The sequence below is a fragment of the Hydrocoleum sp. CS-953 genome (assembly GCF_002260545.1).
Classification (GTDB): Bacteria; Cyanobacteriota; Cyanobacteriia; order Cyanobacteriales; family Microcoleaceae; genus Trichodesmium.
Genome location: NZ_LGSU01000388.1, coordinates 1 through 2,971, shown reverse-complemented (window position 1 = coordinate 2,971; position 2,971 = coordinate 1). Strand labels below are relative to the sequence as shown.

General features: G+C 37.2%; 2 protein-coding genes. Both read left to right on the top strand.

Annotated features, from left to right (window positions below):
• Nucleotides 1-162 precede the first annotated feature (162 nt).
• Nucleotides 163-885: a DUF928 domain-containing protein gene (locus AFK68_RS03765; RefSeq protein ID WP_094671657.1), complete on the top strand. Its 723-nt coding sequence runs from the start codon at nucleotides 163-165 to the stop codon at nucleotides 883-885.
• Nucleotides 886-998: 113 nt separating this feature from the next.
• The coding region (locus tag AFK68_RS03760; protein WP_094671656.1) for a CHASE2 domain-containing protein at nucleotides 999-2,971 on the top strand (1,973 nt) is incomplete at its 3' end.

Here is a 2,971-nt window from a genome sequence, read left to right as displayed (position 1 = left end):
CCGATAATCAAAAATAAAATCAATTATCCCCTATAAATAATCAATTCTTCCCCCCTACTCCCTAATCCCTACTCCCTACTCCCTCTTTTCCAGATAGGTCTAATAGATATGCTAGGATTGCAAATATAAGTTAAATCATTTAATTAAATGGAGATGTGATTGATGATGGGAAGGCAAAATATCAAGTCTTGGGGACTTTTGGCTTTAGCTATATCTCCAATAATTGTAACTTTTTCTGGTTGGCAATTGGCAAAAGCAGAACAAACCCCAGAATTGCTAATTAGCGTAGACTTTGAAGGTGGGAAAAGATCCCCTTCAGGTCGAACCAGTGGTGGAGGTACTCGCGGTCCTAGCAAAGGCAACTTGATAGCTCTAATGCCAGGAGATGATAATGCTGGAACTACAATCAGTAATCCCAATTTTTTTGTCTATATTCCTGAACACGAAGCAGAGTCAGCAGAATTTGAAATATTTGATAAATCAGGTAAGAGTATCTATTTGAATGATGAATTAGATGTTTCTGGTACTTCTGGTATTGTAAAACTTACTGTTCCCAAAGATGTAAGTCTGACAAACAATAAAGAATATAAATGGAGGTTTGCAATAATTTTTGACCCCTGGGATCGCAGTGCTGACAAATATGTTGAGGGAACTATCAAAAAAGTAGAAATAAGCTCACAACTGGAAAAAAGCTTAAAAAATGCTACTCCCCTTGAACAAGCAGAAATATATGCAAATGCCAAAATTTGGAATGAGACAATCGCAACTTTAGCTGAGTTACGCAATTCTAACCCTACAGAGTGGGAGGAATTATTAACGTCAGTAGGATTAAAAGAAATTGCTTCTGAGCCTTTTGCATCCTGCTGTAAAGTAGAAGCAGAATAAATTGAGTTACTATGGAAATAACTACCCATAAATTTGGTCGGGGCGCTCTAAGTATGATTTCATAGTACATTTGGGTAGATTAACCTGTTTTTTCTAAAAGGTGCTAACAACCGATGTTATGGAATAAATACACTCATTTTTTGAATCAATGGAATGGTGTTTGGATTACTGCACCCAGTATAACAGGGTTGGTAATCCTACTACGTTTTCTTGGTTTAATACAGTTTTGGGAGTGGCGCACTTATGATGCGTATATGCGGATGCGACCCTTGGAAAGTCCAGACAATAGAATTGCTATTGTAGGTATCAATGAAGACGACCTTAGAGCAGTTGGGCAGCCAATTTTTCCTGATGGTGTTTATGCAAAATTGCTGAAAAAATTGAAAGCAATGGAGCCAAAAGTTATTGGTTTAGATATTTATCGGGATTTACCTGTGGAACCTGGTCATCAGGAATTAGTGGAAGTTTTCGAGTCTACCCCCAATTTAGTTGCAATTAAAAAAGTAGTGGGAGATAGACAAAGAGATGTGATAGAAGGACCACCTGTTTTGGAAGAAAATAATCAGGCTGGTGCTAATGATTTAAAAGTAGATCCAGATAAAAGAATTCGACGAGGTTATTTATTTGTCACACTTCAAAATGGGCAAAATGTCACGAGTTTTGCTTCTAAGGTTGTTTTGCGTTATTTAGAGAATTTTGAGATTAGTCCCAAGACACTTGATGATAACATATATCAACTCGGAAAGACTATACTAGAGCCATTTGAAGCTAATGATGGTGGGTATGTACGCGCAGATGCAGGTGGTTATCTCATTCTTTTAAATTATCGAGGTCCTAGTCGCTATTTTGAGACTGTTTCCATGATGGATATTCTTGAAGACCGAGTACCTCCTGACTGGGGAAGCGATCGCATTATTTTGATTGGGGCGGTGGGTGAAAGTTTTAATGATTTATTCTCTACTCCCTACAGTAGTAGTTTAATTAGAACTTTAGAACCTATGAGTGGGGTTGAAGTTCATGCTAATATTATCAGTCAACTGATTGGTTCTGCTCTTGATGGTCGTTCCATGATTAAGACTTGGGTAGATATCTACGAGTGGATATGGATTTTATTTTGGTCTGGAGTAGGAGCGGCGACAACTTGGAGATGGCGGACTGCTGGTGGTGTTAGTTATTTTTCTATTTGGAAAGTAATTACGATTTTTGTTGCTGGTGGAGTTTTATTTGCTAGCACTTACATTGCTTTTTTGTGGAGCTGGTGGTTGCCTGTTGTTCCTGCGTTTCTAGGCATGACAACATCAGCAGTTGTGATTACGGCTTATATTGCTCGTACTGCTCAGGATATTCGCAAAACTTTCGGTCGTTATTTAACTGATGAGGTAGTGGCTACTTTATTAGAAAGTCCGGAAGGATTAAAGTTAGGAGGTGAACGTCGCAATATCACTATTTTAACTTCCGATCTAAGAGGTTTTACTGCTACATCAGAACGTTTACAACCAGAAGAAGTTGTGAAAATTCTGAACTTTTATTTGGGATATATGGCGGATGTAATTACTAAGCATAACGGAACTATTGATGAATTTATGGGGGATGGAATTTTAGTTTTATTTGGTGCCCCTATTACTAGAGAGGACGATCCGACAAGAGCTGTTGCTTGTGCTATTGATATGCAGTTAGCAATGGAACCTGTAAATAAACAGATGAAAGAGTGGGGTTTAACACCTTTAGAAATGGGAATTGGGATTAATACAGGGGAGGTTGTTGTTGGTAATATTGGTTCTTTGAAACGGACAAAATATGGTATTGTTGGCAGTCAGGTAAATTTAACTTATCGAATTGAATCTTATACGACTGGGGGGCAAATTTTAATTTCTGGAACTACTTTAAATGAGGTAGGTTCGATAATTGAAATTAATGATGAAAAAGAGGTAATGCCAAAAGGAGTTAAACAGCCAATTACTATTTATGATGTTGGTGGTCTTGGTGGTAAATATAATTTATTTTTGATAAAAGAAGAGGAAATATATCTACCTCTAAAAGAAGAAATATTTCTGTATTATATAGTTTTAGATGGCAAAAATATTGG

What these genes read in the sequence shown, in the direction of transcription:
- AFK68_RS03765 (WP_094671657.1), top strand. Translation starts at nt 163, where the DNA reads ATGATGGGAAGGCAAAATATCAAGTCTTGGGGACTTTTGGCTTTAGCT.